The organism is Staphylothermus marinus F1, from assembly GCF_000015945.1.
GTDB classification, from domain to species: Archaea; Thermoproteota; Thermoprotei_A; order Sulfolobales; family Desulfurococcaceae; genus Staphylothermus; species Staphylothermus marinus.
In genome coordinates, this window is record NC_009033.1 from 1,224,554 (window position 1) to 1,245,045 (window position 20,492).

Here is a 20,492-nt window from a genome sequence, read left to right on the forward strand (position 1 = left end):
ACGAGCGTGCTGAACATTATTATCCCTTAAAAACATATTTTCTATAATGATGCTGAGCCTTGGCCGCTGCAGAGCCCGAAAATATAAGTCATTAGGGTGGTGAAGAAATTGGTAGCCTCTGAGAAAAAAGAGAAAAAGTACAAGGATGTAGAGCAAATACTGATCAATAGAGGATACTATGTAACTCGAAAAAACATCTCTGAAAAGGATCTTATGGGTGAAGAGAAAAACTATGAAATAATCCATGCAGTATCAAGGGATGAAAAAACTGTAATAACTATTAGACTAGAATATTTGAAGGATTCTCATAGACTACATGTAAGTACTAAGACTGGACAAGCTCGAGTATCCGAGATCATAGCCGATAAGCTAGAGTCTCTGGGTTTACGTGTACACGAAGATGGTAAACAAGTTGATGCTAGTGGAATAATTAAATCAAATAATCTTGCTCGTAAGGTAAAAGATGTATTGGATAATATTGGGTAGTAGTATAGGTGCTAAACTAATATGTTTAACATAGATGACGATAGCTATGCTAAGCAATACGCATATCTCTATAATAAAGGATTAAAACATGCCGAGATAGCATCGATTCTTCAATTACCTTCTTCAACTCTTTCTAGAAAAATAAAAAACTATTTCAGAAACGGAGTATTACTTGAATATTACAATGTATTTATAGATAAACTAATCCTAGATTCATGGATATACATAGTTGTTCTTAATCAAAGAACAAAGTTATCTAGATGTTTTAAGAAAAACATACCTAAACCAACCATAATGTATTATTCGCCAATACCGCGCCCAACATATATATTGTATTATTTATCCTACAAGGGCAGCCGCTCAGAAAAGCCGGAACCAATATCTATGCTCGATATAGATCTGAGTTTATGCAAGGTAAAGGTTTATGGATCCATTGAGGAAACAATTATTCCTCGAGAGAATTATATAAATAAAAAAATCAATTTGACACATGCAATTAGATCAAATAATCGAGAGGTTTCAGAAATCGATGATATAGACGATTATATTAGCAGATTATTTTACTTAGTATCCAATCCCCCCATGAAGAACTATAAGCTAAGAAATCTAGTCGAGGAGATATTCTCCAAAAACTTTACATTACATATCTTCAGGAACCACTACTATAAACATCTCTACAAAACCATTATATACAAGAGAATAATTTATAGAAGGTATCCCAGAGCATATACAATAATACAAGCAACATCACCTGGTTCCCTTTTAAATTTGGAATCGATGCTGAACGATATGCTCAATAAAGGTCTATTAATAGGTGTTGATCAAGTTAATGTGATAAGTTATGAACCCCTCATCCTTATTCTACATGCATGGATCGATCCAGACATTATTTGGAACAATGAAATGGTTCTCGATTATGTACCGAACATTTTTTATGATATATACGTTGTAAAACAAATACTATAGTACTCTATTCGGGGATCCTAATGGATTTAAATACATTTATATCAAACGTATATGAGGTTGTTAAAAGTCCGAGTAAATTATTAGACTTGATCCATGATGTCAGCAAGTATTTACTCTATAGCAGTGACACTATAAAGACTAGGCCTCCAGGATTTGTAGAAATAATTAGTTATGAAAAAATTTATGCAATAGGAGATCTCCACGGTGATTTCGAGACATTAATAGAGTTTCTAGCTAAAGAGGATATATTAGAAAATATTGAAGATGGCACAGTAACTGTTGTTTTTCTCGGAGACTATGTAGATAGAGGGCCTCAACAAGTTGAGGTATTAACTAGTATATTATTGCTTAAGAAATTATTCCCGGATAACATTGTTTTACTAAGAGGAAACCATGAAGCAGCACCACTCATTATTCCTTACCCACATGATTTTCCTGATAAATTAATAGAAATTTATGGTGTACAAGGAAAGGAAGTATATAGAGAAGTTTTCAGGTTGTTCCAGAAAATACCTTATGGAGCCAGAATTCCCGGCAAAATACTTTTCCTACATGGCGGCCCTCCAATATCTTTTGCTAAAGCTAAATCTTTTGAGGAAGCTTTAAGTATTGGGTTGCCATCAGTTGATGATCATGTCCTCGAAGAAGTCTTATGGAATGATCCATTTGATGATCCATATCACCTTGCAGCACCATCTTATAGAGGAGCAGGTATGTTGTTTAATGAGAAAGTAACTAGTGCAACAATAGAATTAGCAGGTGTAAAATATATAGTGCGAGGACACGAACCCGCGGAAGGTTATAAAATAGATCATGATGGAAAACTTATAACATTATTTGACTCTAGAATTCCAAACTATGGCATATCATCTGCAGGATACTTGGCTTTCTCAAAAGAAGACGAATTAACAGATATAACACAGTATATAAAAATAATATCTTAACAACTAGAAGATCCAGAAACGTTTTCCTTTAACATTAAGTGTTAATATCCCGTTTTTAAGGACTTTTTCCACTTTCTTAATTTTAAACCATAATTTGATCTTGAGATAGTATGTTTCATTAGATAATTCATCGTATCCATAGATCAATAAATCTTTTTCTCTCGCAACAACCTTGTAATTATTTTCATCTAATGCTTCAGCAAATACAACTATTCTTGCTTTATTGAATCCTCTATAAACCATATCGTAACTTAAAGGCTTAGTCCACTTATAAATTGGTGAGAGACCCTCCACCGAAACTAACCTCCTCAAAATAAACAATTACCTATTAACTCATAATATTTCTTTCTATAGATAAAAAGTTATATAGCCGTAAATGAACCTGTCGTTTTATAAGAGGGAGTAAAAGTATTTGGTTTGTGGTAGAAAAGGTGGTGAGATAAAGTATTGGATTATGAATCCCCACTAATCGAATATTTTGTTGACCTAACAGAACAGTATCTTGGTGATCTAATAGAGGAAGTAGTTGAGCAATACTATGAAGACAAAATAGACATAGCAACAGAATACGAAGCTATTCTGGAATACATTATTGAAAAATTTGTTAAGGAAAGCCTACGGGGAGAATATGATCCCGAAAAATTTGAGAAACTACTGCGTAGGTTATCTAGGAACAAAGGCATAGGCAAATTAGTCGTAAGCTATCTAGTCTCTCGCTATATCGAAGAAAATATGAACTTTAAAAATGAAGATGAATTGTAAAATATTGTTTTCTTTTATTTTCTCATTTCTAAGGGGTGGTCTTAATTAAAAGAAAAAGTAGGAAGAAAAACAATAAAGCTGGAGAGGAAACAGTCGTAAAGGAGAAACCACGTAAGAAAAAACGTAGAAAGAAAAAAATCTTAGACCTCGATAGTTTAGCTAAAAAACTTGTTCAAGACATTAGCGAGTATACAGGAATGAATACTTTACAATTACCAGATAAGTTAAAACAGAAAATTACTAGGGAAATACTCGATATCGTTATAACGTCAACATCATATAAGCCCAGCACGGATACTATACTAAAGAGGATATCGAGAAATAGAGAATTAATCAATATGATAATAGCTGCTCGAATGCTCGAAGAACTAAATGAATTCACCGATGAACAACTTGAATTCATAGTTTATTATGGAAAAAGAATGATCATACCCGAAATCTCTAGGCTATACAGAATACTTATTAAGAAGAATAGAAAAGACCTAATTAGTTATTTACAGTATGTATGGGAAAAATATGGGCGCCCATCTCCTGTAAAGTGTCCTAAATGCGGTTTTAACGCGATAATGCCTGATTATACTTGTTATATTTGTGGATATACTGTTACAGAATCATATATCCGTGAACAAATCAGTTTCGAGGAGAAACTACGAGAATTTATTAAGGAAGCTAGTGTTGCTGAGCTACTAGAAGTTCTTGAATATGGGTTTGTTTTTGTAAGTAGAGAAGGAATAAAAACGCCTAAATCAAAAATTGATCCGTCAAAAATTTATTACCAGATATATCTAAAACCCAAAGATAAAGCATTGATTAAAGAAGAGATTTCAAATAGGAAAATACCAGTTTAATCTTATTGGTGAATCTTATGGAGACTAACGATCTTGGTAGAATAGCTAAACATCTCAGAAGAATAATGTTTCTAGCTGGAAACGGATTCTATCAAACTATTAACAGTGAAAACAAAGTTGTAAACTTGTTTTTCCTAACAATATTGAAGGAAGCATATAAGGCTCTTAACATAGTTTATCAAATAAAAGACTCTGGTGAGGTTCGAGATGTCACTAATAGAGATCAATTCTAGGGAGGAACTGTTCAGAGCTATTAAGTCTAATGATGTTGTTATAATCGAGTATTATAATCTGGATTCTCATGAGAGTAAAAAGTTTAGTAGGGTTGTGAAACTATTATCTAGATATGCTGATCCCAGGATATTGTTTCTACGAATTAATGTTGGTAAAAACCCTGATCTTAGTGAAGGTGTTAATGAAATACCCTGTATTAGAGTCTATTATAAGGGTAAAATAATTTTCGAGCAGAAAGGTAGTTTTGGCAAGGAAGATTTAGACTTATTCGTTCTTAGAAGAAGCATTAGATCGGTATTTCATGGCTTCAATATAGCATTTAAAATATGATACAGTTATATTTATACTTCTAACTTATCAAATCTATCCTCTTTAAGTAACCGCTTAGCAAGATTGAGAGCTTCTTTCAGATTCTCATCATTTGTTGACTCTTCCAATATACCTAGCAACTCCATGACGTACGGGTTTAAGCTTCCAGGCCCCTCCAATATAGTATCGCGTAGCTTCATAGCTATTTCTTGTAGTTTTTTTCTGTCTAGCTCTCCCTTTAACGTCTCATGTATTAGTGCTTCAATAACTACTGTTAAATACCTATTTCCACTATATATGTCCAAATCGTCATCGATATATTTCGAGTATACCCTAACAATTTTATTTATCATTTCATCTATGGTTTCACAAGGCATATTATTTAACACCTCTGCTTATTTCTCTCAATATGTATTTTGTTTTCAGATTTATTATTTTGCTTCGAATTTTTGGAGAAACATTTATATAGAAGTGGTTTAATGAATCCAGAAAGGAAGAGAATTCTAGATAAACATGTGGATTCTCACGGGGTGTATGGTTATGGCACTATATAGTGTACCTGTACTTATACTCAAAGAGGGAACACAGAGAACAATTGGACGTGATGCTTTAAGAGCAAACATAATGGCTGCTCGAGCACTAGCAGAAGTATTAAAAACAAGTCTTGGACCACGCGGTCTAGATAAAATGCTTGTAGACAGCTTCGGCGATATAACTGTTACAAATGATGGCGCAACCATTGTAAAAGAAATGGAGGTTCAACATCCTGCCGCAAAACTATTAGTGGAGGTTGCAAAGGCTCAAGATGCAGAAGTAGGTGACGGCACAACCTCAGCAGTAGTCTTTGCTGGAGCACTATTAGAGAAAGCAGAAGAATTACTAGAGCAAAATATTCATCCAACAATAATTATCGAAGGATACACCAAAGCTATGAAGGAAGCAATTAGAATACTTGAAGAAATAGCTATAAAAGTAGACCCAATGGATAGGGGATTGCTGAGAAAAATCGTTGACACAGCAATAGCAAGCAAATACATCGGCAAAGGCGCTATAGGCGAGAAACTAGCCAATATGGCTATTGATGCAGCATTAACCGTTGCAGAGAGGAGACCAGATGGAACATATGATTTTAGAATCGACGATGTAAAAATCGAGAAAAAGAAAGGTGGAAGCATAGCTGATACACAGCTAGTTTATGGTATTGTTCTTGATAAGGAAGTTGTTCATCCTGGAATGCCTAGGAGAGTTGAAAACGCCAAAATAGCATTAATAGACGCACCATTAGAGGTTGAAAAACCAGAAATAACAGCAAAGATCAACATTACCAGCCCAGATTTAATCAAGGCATTCCTAGACGAAGAAGCAAAACTCCTCAAAGAAATGGTTGATAAGATTGCTGATACTGGTGCTAATGTTGTTATTTGTCAGAAGGGTATTGATGAAGTAGCACAACACTTCCTAGCAAAGAAAGGAATACTAGCAGTAAGAAGAGTAAAAAGATCAGACATGGAAAAACTAGAAAAAGCAACAGGAGGCAAAATAGTAAGCAGTATTAGAGATCTAAAACCCGAGGATCTAGGATATGCTGAACTAGTAGAAGAACGCCGTGTAGGAAACGATAAAATGGTATTCGTTGAGGGATGCAAGAACCCCAAAGCAGTCACAATCCTAGTACGTGGAGCAAACGATATGGTTCTCGATGAAGTTGAAAGAAGCCTTAAAGATGCATTAAATGTTCTAAGAAACGTTATGAGAGTACCTAAGATACTCCCAGGTGGAGGAGCCCCCGAAGTAGAATTAGCTCTTAGATTAAGGGAATTTGCAGCTAAGATCGGGGGTAAAGAACAATTAGCCATAGAAGCATTCGCAGCCGCACTTGAAGAGATACCAATGATCTTAGCTGAAACAGCTGGTCAAGACCCATTAGAGGTATTAATGAAGCTTAGACAACTACATAGTGAAGGAAAGATCAATGCTGGCATCGACGTTATCAATGGCAAAGTAGTCGAGGACATTACTAAGATAAATGTCGTTGAACCATTAATTGTTAAAACAAACGTTATTAAGAGCGCAACAGAAGCAGCAACAACGATTCTAAAGATAGACGATATCATAAGTGCAAGTCCATTAAAGAAGGAAGAAAAAGAGAAGGAGAAAGAAAGAGGAGCAGGAGGAAAATTCGGCGGGTTCTAAAATAAAACGAGTTTTTAATAAATAATTCAAACAAATAATGTTTTTAAATCCTTATATACATGTTTTTCTCCAGATATTCATCTAATAAAAACAGTCTAGGGTATATGGAAATGATTTTTGATCAGAAAATAAATGCTTGGAAGAACAGGCTTACCCGTTTTGAGATTGCACGTGTTATAGGTGCGAGAGCTCTTCAATTATCTCTTGGGGCTCCTCCCCTAATTAACCCTGATGAAGCACCTGTAAAAGATCCTGTAGCTATAGCTATTTTAGAGTTATTGAAGGGATTATTGCCTATGACTATTAAAAGGATGATGCCTAATGGAGAATACGAACTTGTTCCCGTTTCAAAAGCCTTATCCCCCGATAATAGAAGATATCTTGAAACAACTCTCAAGAGCTGGACGCTTAGCCTTACAAGTTAAGGACTATACAGTTGAGAAAACAGGAAAAGTTTTTGACATAGTGATAAATGATCGATTGAGTGAGGAAGTATTTAATGAAATATATAGTTATATAGTCAATAGATATAATTATATGATCTTACAGCTAAGAACAGATCCACCAATCTTGAGGCTAATACCTATTCGAAAAGGAAATCCAAAGATTAAACAAGTAATTCTTCTATTAACAACCATAGCAACAATTTTCTTGACAGGATACGGTATCTCTGAATCATTTTATGAATTGCTTGGACTCAATAATCAATCAGTGATTATCGGGTGGAGCATCGCCTATACAGCTTTGTTTCTCTTTGCTTTAGGATTCCATGAATTTGGACATATGTTTTCATCTAAGAAATCAGGAGTAATCATTGAAGGACCATACTTTATACCGGCTCCGCCTATACAGTTAGGTTTCATAGGTACTTTGGGCGCAGTTATTAGTATGAAATCACTGCCTCCAACCCGGCGTGATCTAGCAAAGCTTGGGATCTCTGGCCCGTTGTTCGGCTATATTGTTGCATTAATTATTGGATTCATAGGTGTAATGTTTTCTCCAACAATACCAATAAGCAAGTCAATAGAACTTGTAGAGTCTGGGCAGGCATCGGAGATAGGTTTTATGCCTTTAACAATGATATTGTTGTTGCTAATAAAGAACATACCTCCTGGATACACTATTTTACTTCATCCACTAGCTTTCATATCATTCATTATATTTGTTGTTACATTTCTAAACTTATTACCCATAGGCCAACTTGACGGAGGCCATGTAGTACGCTCCTTTACTACAGATTATACTCATGAACTAATAGGATATTTCATAATAATCTTAACGGCAGTGACAGGAGTCTTACTACTTGGTACAATGGCTGGGCAATACTATATTGCGTTATCAATCATACTTGTCATTTTCAAATTATTATTTGGAAGACACCCTCATCCAGGACCAGCTAATCAATTCTCAAACAATAAAGACTATTCAATCCTGCTAGCATATATTATCTTAGTAGTTTTAACACTACCCTTACCAACATAGAGCCATATTTGAAACTAGATTAACATGGGGATCTTAGTGGGAGATAAGGCGAAGAAATCAATAATCGATTATATATTATCATATAGTGAAAAACAAAAGAAAAAACCTGTTAAAACCAAAGAAAAAACTTCATCCAAAAAAGCTATAGAAAAAACAGAGATACAAATTACTCATAACATATGGGATCTTATAGGCAAAATAGTTGTTATAGCTGAAAAACCAAAAGCAGCCAACAAGATAGCATTGGCTCTTTCGAGAAATCCCATACGAAAATCAATGTATGGTATACCATATTATTTGATTAAAAACAGACATAGCTCGATCATTGTAGCTAGTGCTGCTGGGCATCTTTATGGATTACATACGGATCAATATGGTTATCCTGTGTTTAAATATGAATGGAAACCATTATATCAAATCGATCCTAAAGCAAAACACACCGAGAAATTCATAATGGTTCTTTCAAAGCTATGCAGTAATGCTGATTACTATGTTAATGCATGCGACTATGATATTGAGGGTTCTGTGATCGGCTATCTTATAATATATTTTCATGGTGATTTAGAAAAAAGTTTGAGAGCAAAATTTTCTAGTTTAACAATCGAAGAACTTAGAGAATCCTTCAGGAAACTTACTAGTCTAGATTGGGAAATGATCGAGGCAGGACTTTGTAGACACGAATTAGACTGGATTTGGGGCATAAATATTAGTAGAGCATTAATGAGCTCAGTAAAAATAGCTTCTGGTAAAAGAGTAATTTTAAGTGCAGGCCGTGTCCAGACTCCAACACTTAGATATGTTGTAGAAAAAGATATTGAGAGAAGATTATTTATTCCATTGCCTCAGTACTCGTTATCAATAAATATATTCAAGAACAATTATGAGATACATGTAGAGTATAAAGGTAAATCTGTTGAGACGAAGAAGAATGCTAAAGAAATAATAGATGAAATAAAAAGAACTGGTTATCTTATAGTTAAAAAATACGAGGAAAAAATATACACGTTAAATCCTCCACCAGCATTCAATCTGGGTGACTTACAAGAAGAAGCAGCTAGAATCTATGGATTCAGCCCATATAAGACGCAGAGTATAGCTGAAAAATTATATCTAGACGCATTAATTAGTTATCCCCGAACAAATAGTCAGAAACTACCGCCGACACTAAACTATAAGGCAATAATGAATAAGCTTAGTAGAATAAATAACTATAAAGAACTAGTATCTAATCTACTAGTTGAAACGAAAGGGGTTTTAAAACCTGTTCAAGGATCCAAAGACGACCCTGCTCATCCAGCAATTTATCCGACAGGTGTAAAACCCAAGGATCTCGGGAAGGATGAGTGGAAAATATATGATTTAATTGTTAGAAGATTTCTTGCAGCATTTGCTTCAAAAGCGAGGATTTCTCATAGAATTGTTTATTTAGAATATCCAAAAGATCCCAGTATGGTTTTCCAAGCAAGTGGACAAAAAATTCTTGATCTGGGTTGGCTACGTTATTATCCATTTAGCAAGCCCGAAGAAAGATTTCTACCTAAGTTCCAATATGGAGAAAAAGTTAAGATAGTAAAAGCATCAATTAGAAAAACCTATACAAAACCCCCAGAAAAAATAAATAAGATAAAGATTCTTAGATGGATGGAGAACGTAGGCATAGGAACAGAAGCAACTAGGGCTAGGATCATAGAGATACTGTTTAGTAGATATTATCTAAGAAGCGTTGGCGGCAGAGTTGAAGCAACCGATCTAGGTTTAGGCATAATAGAGGTGCTAATGGAGTATTTTCCTGAAATCACAAGTGTTAGTTTAACACGGCATTTTGAGGAGGAAATGGAAAAGATTAGATTAGGTGTTAAGAGAAGAGAGGAAGTAGTAAAAGATGCAAAGAATACATTGATAAAACTAATTGTGTCATTTGATAAGAAAAAGTACCAGATCGGAAAAACATTATCTTATCGCTTAGGCTATATAACACCCATAAATAAATGTATACTGTGTAATCGTGAAGCATATAAGAATAATCTCTGCAAATACCATTACCGCGCATTAAATACCGTAATTAAAACATATGACGAATGGAAAAGAAGAGAAGGTGTTGATTGGAATAAATACTTATCAAGTATTAAGAAATTAAAGTCGACGGGGAAATGGATCGTTGAGGTTATTCAGAACTTTGAGAAAATAAAATATTCTCCTAGCGAATAATTATGGGTTATCCACCATGAAACCATATTGACAAGTATCCGAGATATTGTATCTTAAATACGGAGCCATCAACTTCTAAAACAACACCTTCAACTCGTTCATAAGGTATTCCGGGGCCTTGGAATTCTGGGTAATCAGGAAATTGATTATTATCTCCCTTAGTAACATAATAATACTTGTTCTCGTTAATGATTACTCTAATAACTCTGTGTATTATTAGTTCTCCACTTAGACCTCTATAGATGATAATGTCTCCTACATGGATCTCGTTTGGGCCAGGCTTATATGCAAATACAATATCTCCTTCCCTGAGGATGGGAAACATGCTATACCCTTTAACAACAGCTATAGGTGTAGTTGAACCGGTTACGTTGTAAAGTATTGTTCTAATATTTAATGCTAGAATAATAACTAGAATCAATAAAACATACTTGATAATATCTATCCTTTTTTTCTTTATTAGAGAATGTTCATTACCGGTTTCTTCATTCTTCTTCAAGATCCAGATCCTCTAGATCCAATATTATCTCCTTAACTCTTCTCGGCTCTTCTTTTTCTCCAACAATCTTCTTTCCTTTTTTCCCCTCAATTTCTACTCCGGAACCACCAACTTTAATCTTACTAATTACGCCTCTCCACCTATATCCGCATTGTCGACACTGCATTACACCCATTATTGTTATCGTTATTCTCCCGTATTTGTCTGGTAATGGTGATACGAGTTGCCATTGCTTAACAATTTCTACATCTTCGGAACCACATCTAGGACATACAAGTTTATTTTGCTTTGAAGATTTACGCGGCAACTATACATATCCCCCTATACATATTTGTTAAGTACAATAGCTCAATCATTTGAATAACAGGTATTATTTCTATATCTATGATATTAATTTTATTTCTCCACATTTTCCACATATAATAAACGATAATAATAGTATTTAGAATAATAATTGATTTATCAAGAACACTTAGTGAAATATAGTATATGGGTATGCTTAGTATTGTTAATGGAAACAATAGGAATAACCATTTCTTCTTTATATTCTTATGTATTAGCAAAATTGTTAAGCTCCACACAATTATTGATATAGGTAATGCAGTTTGCACTAGGCCAAGATATATTTTGAACATGTTATATACACCATATAGTAGGTGTATAAGCCATGACATACACTACTTATACGACTGTATTAGATGATATGTTTAAGATAAAAGCTGTTCGCGGCAGATACATATTAGATTCCCGAGGAAACCCGACGGTTCAGGTAAAAGTAGTTACTGAAGGATTAGGTGTGGGAGTAGCTGCAGCTCCTAGTGGTGCATCTACAGGTATTCATGAAGCAGTTGAGGTTAGAGATGGGGGAAAGGAATTTCATGGAAAAGGTGTTAGAAAAGCAGTTGACAATGTAAATACAATTATTGCACCAGCTATTACTGGTATGGATTCGAGGCGCCAGGTAGAAATAGACTATAAAATGATCGAGATAGATGGGACAGAGAATAAGAGCAGACTAGGTGGGAACGCTATTATAGCAACTAGTCTAGCAGTTGCAAAAGCTGCTGCTTCAACAATGAAGATACCATTATACTACTATATCGGCGGAAAACAAGCAAATATATTGCCTGTTCCAATGTTAAACATTATTAATGGAGGAGTTCATGCCGGCAACAAACTGGATTTTCAAGAATTCATGATTGTACCAGCAGGATTTAATAGTTTTCACGAAGCATTAAGGGCTGCGGTTGAAACATATCATGAGCTCAAAAGAATACTCAAGGAAAAATATGGTTCCTCCGCCATCAATGTAGGTGATGAAGGAGGATATGCTCCTCCACTAGAAAAAATCCGTGACGCACTAGACTTATTAATGGAGGCAATAAAATCTGCAGGTTATTCTCCCGGAAAAGAAATTGCTTTAGCTCTAGATGCTGCTAGTTCACAGTTCTACAATAAAGAAAAGAAAGTATATGTTGTTGAAGGCCGTGAGTTAACGAGGGATCAAATGATCGAGTTATATGAGGAACTAGTCAATGATTATCCGATAGTGAGTATAGAGGATCCACTGTATGAAGAAGACTATGACGGATTCGCCGAGATAACTAAGAGATTGGGTGATAAGGTGTTAATTGTTGGAGATGATTTATTTACAACTAATCCTAAGAGGCTTAGCAAGGGAATAGAAGTCGGAGCTGCAAATGCTATTCTAGTAAAGGTTAACCAGATAGGAACACTTACCGAAACAATGGAAGTTGTTAGGTTAGCCCATATTCATAATTACAGGACAATAATAAGTCATCGTAGCGGCGAAACAGAAGATACTACAATAGCTGATCTAGCTGTTGGATTAAATGCTGGATTAATAAAGACAGGTGCACCTGCTAGAGGGGAGAGAACAGCTAAGTATAATAGACTACTTGAAATTGAAGAAGAACTTGAAAAGCCTATGTATTTGGGATTTCAATTATTCCCTCGAAAACCGTAATTATCAAAAATATTTTTAATAAATCTTTTAATTCCCTGGTTAAGGCAGTATGATACCTATCACTATTAATACTACTGCACTGATCACTACGAATTTCAAGAACTCCCATGGAGTCATTCTAGGTATTTGCTTAACCAGCTGTACTAACATATATAATCCTATTCCTGCACCTATAGCTAACAGTATTCCTAATCCAATAACTACCAATACTGCACCAACACCGTTGAGTCCAGCAAAGAAACTTGTTATCGCATTACCTGCCTGCAATAATGTATCTAGCCCCATATTTTATCACCCACTATATAATTTCTAACAAGATAAGTTGATAAAACCAAAGACTCATTACTAGTTCATAGATAATGATGAGGGTTAAAAGCGTGGTTAGCCTCCACGGCCTAATTAGGCCGTGGAGGGATGCCATATGCCAGGCTGCTGATCTTTTCTTATTCTTTTAAAGCATATCTATGTTTTTAAGGAGCCTATATGAATGCTCAAAAATAAACGAACAGTCTTTTTCTTTTTAACTAAATCCTAGACAATATAGACTACGACAAATACTCTATGTCTCGGAGGGGGTTTGATTGTCAAGCCTTAAAGTTGAGGAGATCGAGAATTACTTGGGTAAACCCGTAAATGACCCCTATGGTCGTAGAATAGGCCACGTAGTAAGCTTCTACAGTGATTCAGACGGAAATGTGACAGCTTTAGAGATAAGCTATGGAGACTTTGAGTTTGAAGAAAAAAGTATTGATAGATTTAGTTTTGAAAATGGAGAAATAGTTCTAGTACCTGAGTGGGAATACGAAGCTAAGAAGATTGAGAATAGACTTGAGAGATTAAGGAAGAGAGCAGCTGCACTGGAGGATCTATATGCTAAGAAAGAAGTACCCCGCCATGCATACGAGGCGTTCAAGAAAAAACTTGAAGAAGCATTAATGGAAGCTAAGGAAGAGTCTAAGAAGGTTAAGGACTTATTAAAGAAGAGACAATACGAGCTTGAAGACATAATTGTAGAGCTTGAAAAAGCATTAACAAGCCTTAAAATAAGCTATATGGCGGGGGAGGTCCCAGATAAAGCATATAAGGTAGCTGCTGATCAGATAAGGAAGCACCTAGAACACGCACAGCTTGAAAAGGAGAATGTTAAGAGGCATCTAGAGAAAATAGAGTCTTTAGAAAACCAACCTGTAGATATAGGTGTTACAACGAGTTCAGCAAACGAGAAAGTACCTGAACAGAATCAAGCATTACCAGTAGTTGTTTTAGAGAGCTAAAAGGGAATACCGGGGTATTTCTCCAATACTACCAATTCCTGAATTTAAAAAGAATTTTTCACGGCAATAATATGTTGGATATAACTCTCATCAAGGAAGATATGGGGCGATGAATAAGTGTCAACATTAGGAATTGGCTCAAGAGGTATCGGCTGGTTTGGGCGCTTATTTGGCTTCTTTAAGAGATCCAAAGATCCTGTTACTAGGAGCATATATGAAGCAATAGCTGTTCTAGATAAAATGATAAACTCTATAGAATCAACTAAGAAGAGCCTCGAATCAGTTCATGAAGATCATAGCCGTAGAGCTAAGTTGTTTGCAAGCGAGGGGAGAAAACAATACGAGGATATATTTATTGAGGAACTTAAGCACATAGCAGGATTAATATCTATGTTCGACAAGGTTCAATATGATCTAATGAGAGTTAGATACAGGTTGGAAACGCTAACACTAGTAGAGGAACCAATTAGATTACTCCCTGAAGTTATACAAGAACTACAATCATTAAAGCCTGAAGTAGAGAAGATCGCTCCAGAATTATCGACAATGCTGATGGAGGTAGAAAGAAAAGTTACAAGTATCATTGCTTCATCAAATATCTCCAGTATCGCAGGTGTTGTAGGATATAAAGATAACATACAAGTAGATGATAAAAATGCGCCTGAAAAACTACCTATTCCACCTCTACCACCGGAAAACCAACCAGAACCTAGCGCTGTCCAGGAATATAACTTAGTACCATTGGCAATTGTGAAGAAATGGATACTTGACGAAATAAGGACTAGTGGAGGGGTATTCGTTATAAAAGATTTCATTAAGAAATACAAAGTTCCAAAGCATCTAGTCTATGACGCTCTAAGAAAGCTAGAGGAAGAAGGCCGTATTAGGTTAAGACATTAAACATAAAAATTTTCTTTTATCTCCCGGGCCTATATGGAGGAGGTTTAGTCATGAGTCTACAATACTTAATAGAAAAAGGCACAGAATATGCTCATAAAGCTGTTGCTGCTGATAAGAAAGGCGATTATGAAACCGCTATTAAATATTATAAAGCCGCCATAGATCTGTTCTTGAAATATTTAAGACTATACCCGGATAGCTCAATGTCAGATTTCTATCGTGGATTAATAATTAAGTATAAGTCTCGCGTAAAAGTATTGGAGAAACATATAGAAAAGATAGGTATAGGAGGAGACGGAAAAAGATCTGGGGCAGAGGATATCGAAGTATTATCGCCGAATATGAGAGTTAATAAGAAGACTTTTAAAGATATAGTTGACTTGGAGAAAGTAAAGAGAGCATTAAAAAGAGCCGTTATATATCCTGTTAAGAACCCAAAACTATATCCATTGGGATGGCCCAAAGGAATACTTCTCTTCGGCCCCCCTGGATGTGGTAAAACTCTTATAGCATACGCACTAGCCAATGAGATCAATGCCACACTTATAAATGTTAGCCCGGCAACGATAATGTCTAAATGGCTCGGCGAAGCAGAGAAGAATGTTGCAAAAGTCTTTCATAAGGCCCGGGAGATAGCAAGTAAGGGCAGTCCAGTAATAATATTTATCGATGAAGTCGACGGATTATTACAGGAATATGGTGAAGAAGTTGGCGGCGAAAAGAGAGTTAGAAACCAATTTCTAATGGAGATGGATGGTTTAAAGGAAAAGGAAAACAATAAACTCCTAGTATTCGTTGTGGGGACAACAAATAAGCCATGGAAACTAGATATAGGGTTCATACGAAGATTTGAAAAAAGAATATATGTTCCACCACCCGATAAACGTGTACGTAAACAACTTTTCAAGTTCTATGTAGAACAATTGAAAGAAGCATATGAAATAGGAGAGATCGACTATGATAAACTAGCAGAACTAACAGAAGGATATAGTTCAGCAGATATATACTCTATAGTCAAAGAAACACAATCAAATCTTGCTGAAGAGTTCCTAGAAAAGCATAATGGCGAAAAAATTAGACCTATTACAACAGAAGACTTCATAGAAGTGATAAAATCTAGAAAGCCAAGCATAGACAAAAACTTGCTACAAGCATACAAGGTCTGGGAAGAAAAACATGGAACATACTGATCAAACCCCCTGTGAAGATAATAATGCTCTAAGACATTAATTGAATAATGGGGCGATGAGGATAGTCATGCCCATGAAATAGCTTAAATGATTATTGCTCCGGGGTAGCCGAGCCCCCTACCCCTTCATCTATACAAATAAATAATTTCTTCCCATGTTCTTACAAACAAAATAAAACCCGGAAAATACATATACTATTTTCAGGTTTCAAGGTGGTATAAGTGTGTCCTGAACTAGTAATTAAGCGACCAAAAAGAACACTTACATATGAAAGACTAATTATACATGAATATTTCGATCCATACGAGGAACCAACACCTGAGTACCTGGTTCTAGGCTTACCTGATGCAGGACTCGTAGGTGCTATCGCTTCACGCTACTTGGTTATAAACAAGAATTTGAAGCTTGTCGGAGAAATTGATTCACCAGCATATTTTCCGCCTGTTACAGTAATTCATAAATCTACGCCTATGAGCCCTATACAAATGTATATGCCCAGTGATCGTAAATATCTAGTACTATTATCAGAAGCACCTATTCCAGCATCGGCAGTATATCCTTTATCATTAGCTATACTGGAGTATTCGGGAGAAATAGGAATTAAACACATAATATCCATATCCGGAATAGCCGCTCCTAACAGGCTCCAAATAGAAAAACCACGTTCCTACTGGCTTGCCAGCACAGCTAGCTCGGCGGAACTACTTAAAGATAAGGGACTAGAAGAACTTAGAGAAGGATTCATTGTGGGTCCTTACGCTATTATATTGAAAGAAGCTAGAAGAAGAGGAATAAACAATCTTGTAATATTTGTAGAATCCTTCTTTGACTTACCTGACCCTGAATCTGCTGCTGAAGCATTAAAGATTCTGTCACAGATCATCAATGTAGATATAGATGTAAGTAAACTGTTAGAAGAAGCAGAGCTAATAAAGCTCCAGACAAGAGAGTTGATGAGACAAACTAGGAAATCTATGTCTGAAATGCAAAAGAAGTTCGAGATGCAAATGCCTCTCATGTATCAATAGGGGGTGATAAATATGGGGTTTGAAGACTTATTTGAAAGGTTTCGTAAAAAGATGAGAGAATTATTTGAGGAGTTCGAAAAAGAGTTTGAAACAGCTGAGTCGATGTGGTCTGCTAATGGTATGCTTGAGCCTCTTATAACTATGGAGAAATATCCTGATAGATATGAAATATTAGTAGATCTACCATATGCTGACTTAAGCGCTTTATCTATCAAAGTAAAGAACCATGTATTAGTAATTGACTGTGAATTGAAAAGGGAGATAAGATTCGATAGATGGTCAACATATAGAGAGGTAAGATTTAGAAGATATCATACATCCATCAAACTACCCTATGATAGTGATCCCTCAAATCTAAAAGTAGAAAAGGATTCTGCTAAAGGCATTATAAGAATAATAATTCCAAGAATAACTAGCTACTAATAAGGTGCCTTAATAAGAATTATCTATGTTTATTATCCTTTCACATGAATTTCAACAATATCTCCATCCATAACTATATGATCTAGCCCTGCCCTCTCACCAGGATACTTTGCAGAAGGACCCCATATTTTAGCATATTTAAATTTTTTAACAAAATCCTTATGGATTGAACGTGCCACATCATATATTGTTGCTCCTTCTCTAAGTATTAAGGGTTTATCAGCTATAGGTCCATTTGGTTGTTTCGTATACACTCGTATTATTCCTAGTAGTTTAAATAATATTTCGCCGAGTTGTTCGAAACCTTTATTCAGCTTAGCTGATCCAATTATTATTGGAGCACTTGGATCTAGTTTATGTATTTCATATGCTTTTACTTTTGCTTTTTCAATATTGAGATCAGCTTTGTTAATCACTATAACACTTGGCTTATAAACTTTGCTTTCAAACAATGCTTGCTCAACATCGTCAAGAGTCACTATACCATAGATTTTTATGTGGGCATTATAGACTCTATAGCTTTCCATTATTTTTCGAACATCGTCTATTGTTCCGTCAATTATCTTTCCCATAAGTGTTACTCTAATACCTGTCTTGCCCGCTCTTTCTTTCTCGATAACAACTCTACCTTGTGGTTTATATAGAAGAATTCCTGATTTTTCAAGTTCCGATTTTATCAATAAATAATCTTTTAATGGATCATTCTCATTGTTCAAAACTATAATTACTGCGTCACTATTTCTCACTAATCCTATAACTCTATTATTCCAAGGCCCGCCTCCCGGTCGGAGCGGAGGAGTATCAACGAGTTGAAAATAAATATCCTGATACCTAAGCATTCCTGGGACAGGTCTATTTGTTGAAAAGGGATAATCAGCTATTCTAGTTCTTGTACCAGTTAATTGCTTAACTAGTGTGCTCTTACCAGAGTTAGGAAGTCCGATAACAACTATTTGAGCAGCTCCTTCCTTCTCGACAAAGAAAGATACTCCTCTTCCTCCCCTCTTTCTCTTTCTCTCTTCTAATTCCTCTCTTAGTTCAGCTAATCTTCTAGTAGCCCATAGGCGTAGATTAGCTGTTCCCTTATGTTTAGGGACAGCAGATAAGAATTCTTCTAGAGCTCTTATTTTCTCCTCAATAGTTCTAGCTTCCATAACCTTTATCCATTTAGCTCTAGCTTCAGCCGGAAGATTCGTCACCATCTCTTCCAACACCTAGATAGTTTAGAATGCTTTGCGTCTTCTTATTTTTTAAATTGCTATACCATTTGGGTGCATATTTTCTTAGAGTGGACCATGTTCTTCTAATAATTAATGGGGGTTCATTTTCTTCATTGTATGTTTTTGTGAGCCACTTAATTGTAATTTTATCCGAGGGGTATCCTGAGCCAAAGTTTCCATAGATTTTTTTAAGGAAATCTATATTTTTGTCTCTAATGGTTTTTGCTAGAATACTGGCGGCTGAAACCACAGGGTATTTTTGATCAGCATTTGGCTCCATAACATATTCTTCTATGTTATTAATATATTTGGATAAATTAGTTAAAATATAGTTTTTATAACCTTTGATCTCATCAATGTAAATACTAACCGTTCTATAATGGTTTATTATCTGTGAAAGCATCCTCAATGCTATTATTATTTTTTCAGCAATAATCTTGTTGATATTATATGAGTCGATCATTTCCGGCGATATATAAATGATTGAAACATTATCCGCTAATTTGAGTATTTTCTTTGCCATGATTAGTCTAGTGTGTCTTGTTAATTGTTTACTATCCCTTACACCAATACTAATTAAATTCTTTATCTTATCTCTGTTTATCATTAGTACGGCTATAACTAAATCTCCAATAAGAGGGCCTCGGCCTGCTTCATCAATACCTATACTTAGTGCATGTATATTCTTACCCATGTTCTCTGACCATCAATAATTTTTAGTATTTCCTCTAAGGTAGCCTTGGTTTTTCTTGAGCGAAACATTTCATAGACAATATATTTAGGCTTTAACTTGTTAAGTATTTTGAGAATTTTCTTAAAATCTAGTTTTCCCTCACCAATTAAGAGATGTTCATGTGTTTTCCCATCTGTATCATGTAAATGAACGGTTGGTATCTGTGTATCGTTCAATATAGTAATTACCTCCTTTAAATACTCATAGAAATCGGTATATACGCCACTTAGTTCTCTGAAATATCTCATAGCTAAATGACCAACATCTAGACATAATCCTATATTATACTTGTCTAGTCCTAGAACTATTTCTCTCAAATAACTAGGCTCAGAACCGAATCCTCTACTTAGATTCTCTAACAGTATAGTTGTATTTTTATTAATCAATTCTCTGAGGAAATTCATTCTCTTTTGCGTTTTAGATACTATATCTTTTCTATTACTAAGAATATCTATTTTCTGCATGGTTAATGGGTGAAATACTATATATGTTTCGTATGGTAACCTATTAAGTATTGGATTCAATATTTGCGACAATAATTTTACTATGTGCTCTCCTAAATAATCATATGGTGTTGCTAATGGTATGTCTCTCCATGGTGCATGTAGACTGATCTTTATATCATAATTAATAACTTCACTTATAAGATTATTTAATAAATCCATCTCTTTATATGGCCACGGATAATCTATGGATACTTCGATTAGATCTATTTTATAGGTTGAGATAAGATTTATTACTTCTTCAATACTATGGTCTATGAAACTACCTATCCATATAGGTATACCTATTCTAATACTCATGTA

General features: G+C 35.2%; 26 protein-coding genes. 17 read left to right on the forward strand and 9 right to left on the reverse strand.

Features of this window, described 5'->3' with window-relative positions:
• Positions 1-99: 99 nt before the first annotated feature.
• From SMAR_RS06560 to SMAR_RS06570, 3 genes are read left to right on the forward strand one after another with little or no spacing between them, the layout of a single operon-like run.
• Positions 100-486, forward strand: coding sequence for a hypothetical protein (locus tag SMAR_RS06560; protein ID WP_425277378.1), 387 nt, complete (start codon positions 100-102; stop codon positions 484-486).
• A 21-nt stretch (positions 487-507) separates the two neighbouring features.
• A complete protein-coding gene (locus SMAR_RS06565; protein WP_011839544.1) occupies positions 508-1,452 on the forward strand; it encodes a hypothetical protein in 945 nt (314 codons plus the stop codon).
• A 20-nt stretch (positions 1,453-1,472) separates the two neighbouring features.
• A complete protein-coding gene (locus SMAR_RS06570) occupies positions 1,473-2,396 on the forward strand; it encodes a metallophosphoesterase family protein (protein WP_011839545.1) in 924 nt (307 codons plus the stop codon).
• Positions 2,397-2,399: 3 nt separating this feature from the next.
• Here SMAR_RS06570 and SMAR_RS06575 read toward each other — a convergent pair whose 3' ends face one another.
• Positions 2,400-2,708 carry a hypothetical protein gene (locus SMAR_RS06575; RefSeq protein WP_244372365.1) on the reverse strand — a complete coding sequence of 103 codons (309 nt, stop codon included), beginning with the start codon at positions 2,706-2,708 and terminating at the stop codon, positions 2,400-2,402.
• Between the two features lie 135 nt (positions 2,709-2,843).
• Between SMAR_RS06575 and SMAR_RS06580 the strand changes: the two genes are divergently transcribed.
• The 4 genes from SMAR_RS06580 to SMAR_RS06595 are packed head-to-tail and all read left to right on the forward strand — an operon-like array spanning position 2,844 to position 4,570.
• On the forward strand, positions 2,844-3,158 hold the full coding sequence (locus SMAR_RS06580; RefSeq protein ID WP_011839547.1) for a hypothetical protein: 315 nt from the start codon (positions 2,844-2,846) through the stop codon (positions 3,156-3,158).
• Positions 3,159-3,193: 35 nt separating this feature from the next.
• Positions 3,194-4,006, forward strand: coding sequence for a hypothetical protein (locus tag SMAR_RS06585; RefSeq protein ID WP_011839548.1), 813 nt, complete (start codon positions 3,194-3,196; stop codon positions 4,004-4,006).
• A 17-nt stretch (positions 4,007-4,023) separates the two neighbouring features.
• Complete coding sequence (locus SMAR_RS06590; protein ID WP_052833855.1) at positions 4,024-4,239, forward strand: hypothetical protein; 216 nt, start codon at positions 4,024-4,026, stop codon at positions 4,237-4,239.
• On the forward strand, positions 4,214-4,570 hold the full coding sequence (locus tag SMAR_RS06595) for a thioredoxin family protein (RefSeq protein WP_011839549.1): 357 nt from the start codon (positions 4,214-4,216) through the stop codon (positions 4,568-4,570). Before SMAR_RS06590 ends, SMAR_RS06595 begins: the two co-directional genes overlap by 26 nt.
• A gap of 11 nt (positions 4,571-4,581) precedes the next feature.
• Here the strand turns inward: SMAR_RS06595 and SMAR_RS06600 are convergent, their stop codons facing one another.
• Positions 4,582-4,926 (reverse strand): hypothetical protein, encoded by a 345-nt coding sequence (locus SMAR_RS06600; RefSeq protein ID WP_011839550.1) that lies wholly within the window; start codon positions 4,924-4,926, stop codon positions 4,582-4,584.
• A gap of 163 nt (positions 4,927-5,089) precedes the next feature.
• Here SMAR_RS06600 and thsA point away from each other — a divergent pair, with 163 nt between their 5' ends.
• From thsA to SMAR_RS06620, 4 genes are all read left to right on the forward strand, one after another.
• Positions 5,090-6,742 carry a thermosome subunit alpha gene (gene thsA, locus SMAR_RS06605; RefSeq protein ID WP_011839551.1) on the forward strand — a complete coding sequence of 551 codons (1,653 nt, stop codon included), beginning with the start codon at positions 5,090-5,092 and terminating at the stop codon, positions 6,740-6,742.
• 104 nt (positions 6,743-6,846) lie between these two features.
• Positions 6,847-7,167, forward strand: coding sequence for a DNA-directed RNA polymerase subunit K (locus SMAR_RS06610; protein WP_011839587.1), 321 nt, complete (start codon positions 6,847-6,849; stop codon positions 7,165-7,167).
• Complete coding sequence (locus SMAR_RS06615; RefSeq protein ID WP_148676769.1) at positions 7,124-8,224, forward strand: site-2 protease family protein; 1,101 nt, start codon at positions 7,124-7,126, stop codon at positions 8,222-8,224. Before SMAR_RS06610 ends, SMAR_RS06615 begins: the two co-directional genes overlap by 44 nt.
• A gap of 36 nt (positions 8,225-8,260) precedes the next feature.
• Entirely contained in the window at positions 8,261-10,432 is a 2,172-nt protein-coding gene (locus tag SMAR_RS06620; RefSeq protein ID WP_011839553.1) for a DNA topoisomerase I, read from the forward strand.
• Positions 10,433-10,439: 7 nt separating this feature from the next.
• On the opposite strand, the gene SMAR_RS06625 is transcribed toward SMAR_RS06620, so the two are convergent.
• The 3 genes from SMAR_RS06625 to SMAR_RS06635 are packed head-to-tail and all read right to left on the reverse strand — an operon-like array spanning position 10,440 to position 11,566.
• Positions 10,440-10,931 (reverse strand): signal peptidase I, encoded by a 492-nt coding sequence (locus SMAR_RS06625; RefSeq protein WP_011839554.1) that lies wholly within the window; start codon positions 10,929-10,931, stop codon positions 10,440-10,442.
• Positions 10,918-11,238: a hypothetical protein gene (locus tag SMAR_RS06630; protein ID WP_011839555.1), complete on the reverse strand. Its 321-nt coding sequence runs from the start codon at positions 11,236-11,238 to the stop codon at positions 10,918-10,920. The genes SMAR_RS06625 and SMAR_RS06630 overlap by 14 nt, the downstream gene beginning before the upstream one ends.
• Positions 11,228-11,566: a hypothetical protein gene (locus SMAR_RS06635; RefSeq protein WP_052833857.1), complete on the reverse strand. Its 339-nt coding sequence runs from the start codon at positions 11,564-11,566 to the stop codon at positions 11,228-11,230. The genes SMAR_RS06630 and SMAR_RS06635 overlap by 11 nt, the downstream gene beginning before the upstream one ends.
• A 32-nt stretch (positions 11,567-11,598) precedes the next feature.
• On the opposite strand from SMAR_RS06635, the gene eno reads away from it, so the two are divergent.
• Positions 11,599-12,918, forward strand: coding sequence for a phosphopyruvate hydratase (eno, locus tag SMAR_RS06640; protein WP_011839556.1), 1,320 nt, complete (start codon positions 11,599-11,601; stop codon positions 12,916-12,918).
• A 39-nt stretch (positions 12,919-12,957) separates the two neighbouring features.
• On the opposite strand, the gene SMAR_RS06645 is transcribed toward eno, so the two are convergent.
• Positions 12,958-13,203, reverse strand: coding sequence for a hypothetical protein (locus tag SMAR_RS06645; RefSeq protein ID WP_011839557.1), 246 nt, complete (start codon positions 13,201-13,203; stop codon positions 12,958-12,960).
• 296 nt (positions 13,204-13,499) lie between these two features.
• On the opposite strand from SMAR_RS06645, the gene SMAR_RS06650 reads away from it, so the two are divergent.
• The 5 genes from SMAR_RS06650 (at position 13,500) to SMAR_RS06670 (ending at position 17,733) form a co-directional block, all read left to right on the forward strand.
• On the forward strand, positions 13,500-14,192 hold the full coding sequence (locus SMAR_RS06650) for a CdvA-like protein (protein WP_011839558.1): 693 nt from the start codon (positions 13,500-13,502) through the stop codon (positions 14,190-14,192).
• Positions 14,193-14,309: 117 nt separating this feature from the next.
• Entirely contained in the window at positions 14,310-15,092 is a 783-nt protein-coding gene (locus SMAR_RS06655; protein WP_011839559.1) for a hypothetical protein, read from the forward strand.
• A gap of 50 nt (positions 15,093-15,142) precedes the next feature.
• Positions 15,143-16,282 carry an AAA family ATPase gene (locus SMAR_RS06660; protein ID WP_011839560.1) on the forward strand — a complete coding sequence of 380 codons (1,140 nt, stop codon included), beginning with the start codon at positions 15,143-15,145 and terminating at the stop codon, positions 16,280-16,282.
• Between the two features lie 221 nt (positions 16,283-16,503).
• Entirely contained in the window at positions 16,504-17,310 is an 807-nt protein-coding gene (locus SMAR_RS06665) for a proteasome assembly chaperone family protein (protein ID WP_011839561.1), read from the forward strand.
• A gap of 12 nt (positions 17,311-17,322) precedes the next feature.
• Positions 17,323-17,733 carry an Hsp20/alpha crystallin family protein gene (locus tag SMAR_RS06670; RefSeq protein WP_011839562.1) on the forward strand — a complete coding sequence of 137 codons (411 nt, stop codon included), beginning with the start codon at positions 17,323-17,325 and terminating at the stop codon, positions 17,731-17,733.
• 32 nt (positions 17,734-17,765) lie between these two features.
• Here the strand turns inward: SMAR_RS06670 and SMAR_RS06675 are convergent, their stop codons facing one another.
• From SMAR_RS06675 to SMAR_RS06685, 3 genes are read right to left on the reverse strand one after another with little or no spacing between them, the layout of a single operon-like run.
• Positions 17,766-18,935 carry an OBG GTPase family GTP-binding protein gene (locus SMAR_RS06675; protein WP_011839563.1) on the reverse strand — a complete coding sequence of 390 codons (1,170 nt, stop codon included), beginning with the start codon at positions 18,933-18,935 and terminating at the stop codon, positions 17,766-17,768.
• On the reverse strand, positions 18,913-19,647 hold the full coding sequence (gene rnhB, locus SMAR_RS06680; protein WP_011839564.1) for a ribonuclease HII: 735 nt from the start codon (positions 19,645-19,647) through the stop codon (positions 18,913-18,915). The genes SMAR_RS06675 and rnhB overlap by 23 nt, the downstream gene beginning before the upstream one ends.
• On the reverse strand, positions 19,623-20,489 hold the full coding sequence (locus SMAR_RS06685) for a sugar phosphate isomerase/epimerase family protein (protein WP_011839565.1): 867 nt from the start codon (positions 20,487-20,489) through the stop codon (positions 19,623-19,625). The genes rnhB and SMAR_RS06685 overlap by 25 nt, the downstream gene beginning before the upstream one ends.
• Positions 20,490-20,492 lie beyond the last annotated feature (3 nt).

Excerpts from the sequence above, each read along its gene's own strand:
- SMAR_RS06590 (WP_052833855.1), top strand. The coding sequence starts at position 4,024 with ATGGAGACTAACGATCTTGGTAGAATAGCTAAACATCTCAGAAGAATA.
- eno (WP_011839556.1), top strand. The coding sequence starts at position 11,599 with ATGACATACACTACTTATACGACTGTATTAGATGATATGTTTAAGATA.
- thsA (WP_011839551.1), top strand. The coding sequence starts at position 5,090 with ATGGCACTATATAGTGTACCTGTACTTATACTCAAAGAGGGAACACAG.
- SMAR_RS06660 (WP_011839560.1), top strand. The coding sequence starts at position 15,143 with ATGAGTCTACAATACTTAATAGAAAAAGGCACAGAATATGCTCATAAA.
- rnhB (WP_011839564.1), bottom strand. The coding sequence starts at position 19,647 with ATGGGTAAGAATATACATGCACTAAGTATAGGTATTGATGAAGCAGGC.
- SMAR_RS06685 (WP_011839565.1), bottom strand. The coding sequence starts at position 20,489 with ATGAGTATTAGAATAGGTATACCTATATGGATAGGTAGTTTCATAGAC.
- SMAR_RS06600 (WP_011839550.1), bottom strand. The coding sequence starts at position 4,926 with ATGCCTTGTGAAACCATAGATGAAATGATAAATAAAATTGTTAGGGTA.
- SMAR_RS06675 (WP_011839563.1), bottom strand. The coding sequence starts at position 18,935 with ATGGTGACGAATCTTCCGGCTGAAGCTAGAGCTAAATGGATAAAGGTT.
- SMAR_RS06670 (WP_011839562.1), top strand. The coding sequence starts at position 17,323 with ATGGGGTTTGAAGACTTATTTGAAAGGTTTCGTAAAAAGATGAGAGAA.
- SMAR_RS06595 (WP_011839549.1), top strand. The coding sequence starts at position 4,214 with ATGTCACTAATAGAGATCAATTCTAGGGAGGAACTGTTCAGAGCTATT.
- SMAR_RS06610 (WP_011839587.1), top strand. The coding sequence starts at position 6,847 with ATGGAAATGATTTTTGATCAGAAAATAAATGCTTGGAAGAACAGGCTT.
- SMAR_RS06570 (WP_011839545.1), top strand. The coding sequence starts at position 1,473 with ATGGATTTAAATACATTTATATCAAACGTATATGAGGTTGTTAAAAGT.
- SMAR_RS06565 (WP_011839544.1), top strand. The coding sequence starts at position 508 with ATGTTTAACATAGATGACGATAGCTATGCTAAGCAATACGCATATCTC.
- SMAR_RS06645 (WP_011839557.1), bottom strand. The coding sequence starts at position 13,203 with ATGGGGCTAGATACATTATTGCAGGCAGGTAATGCGATAACAAGTTTC.
- SMAR_RS06635 (WP_052833857.1), bottom strand. The coding sequence starts at position 11,566 with ATGTTCAAAATATATCTTGGCCTAGTGCAAACTGCATTACCTATATCA.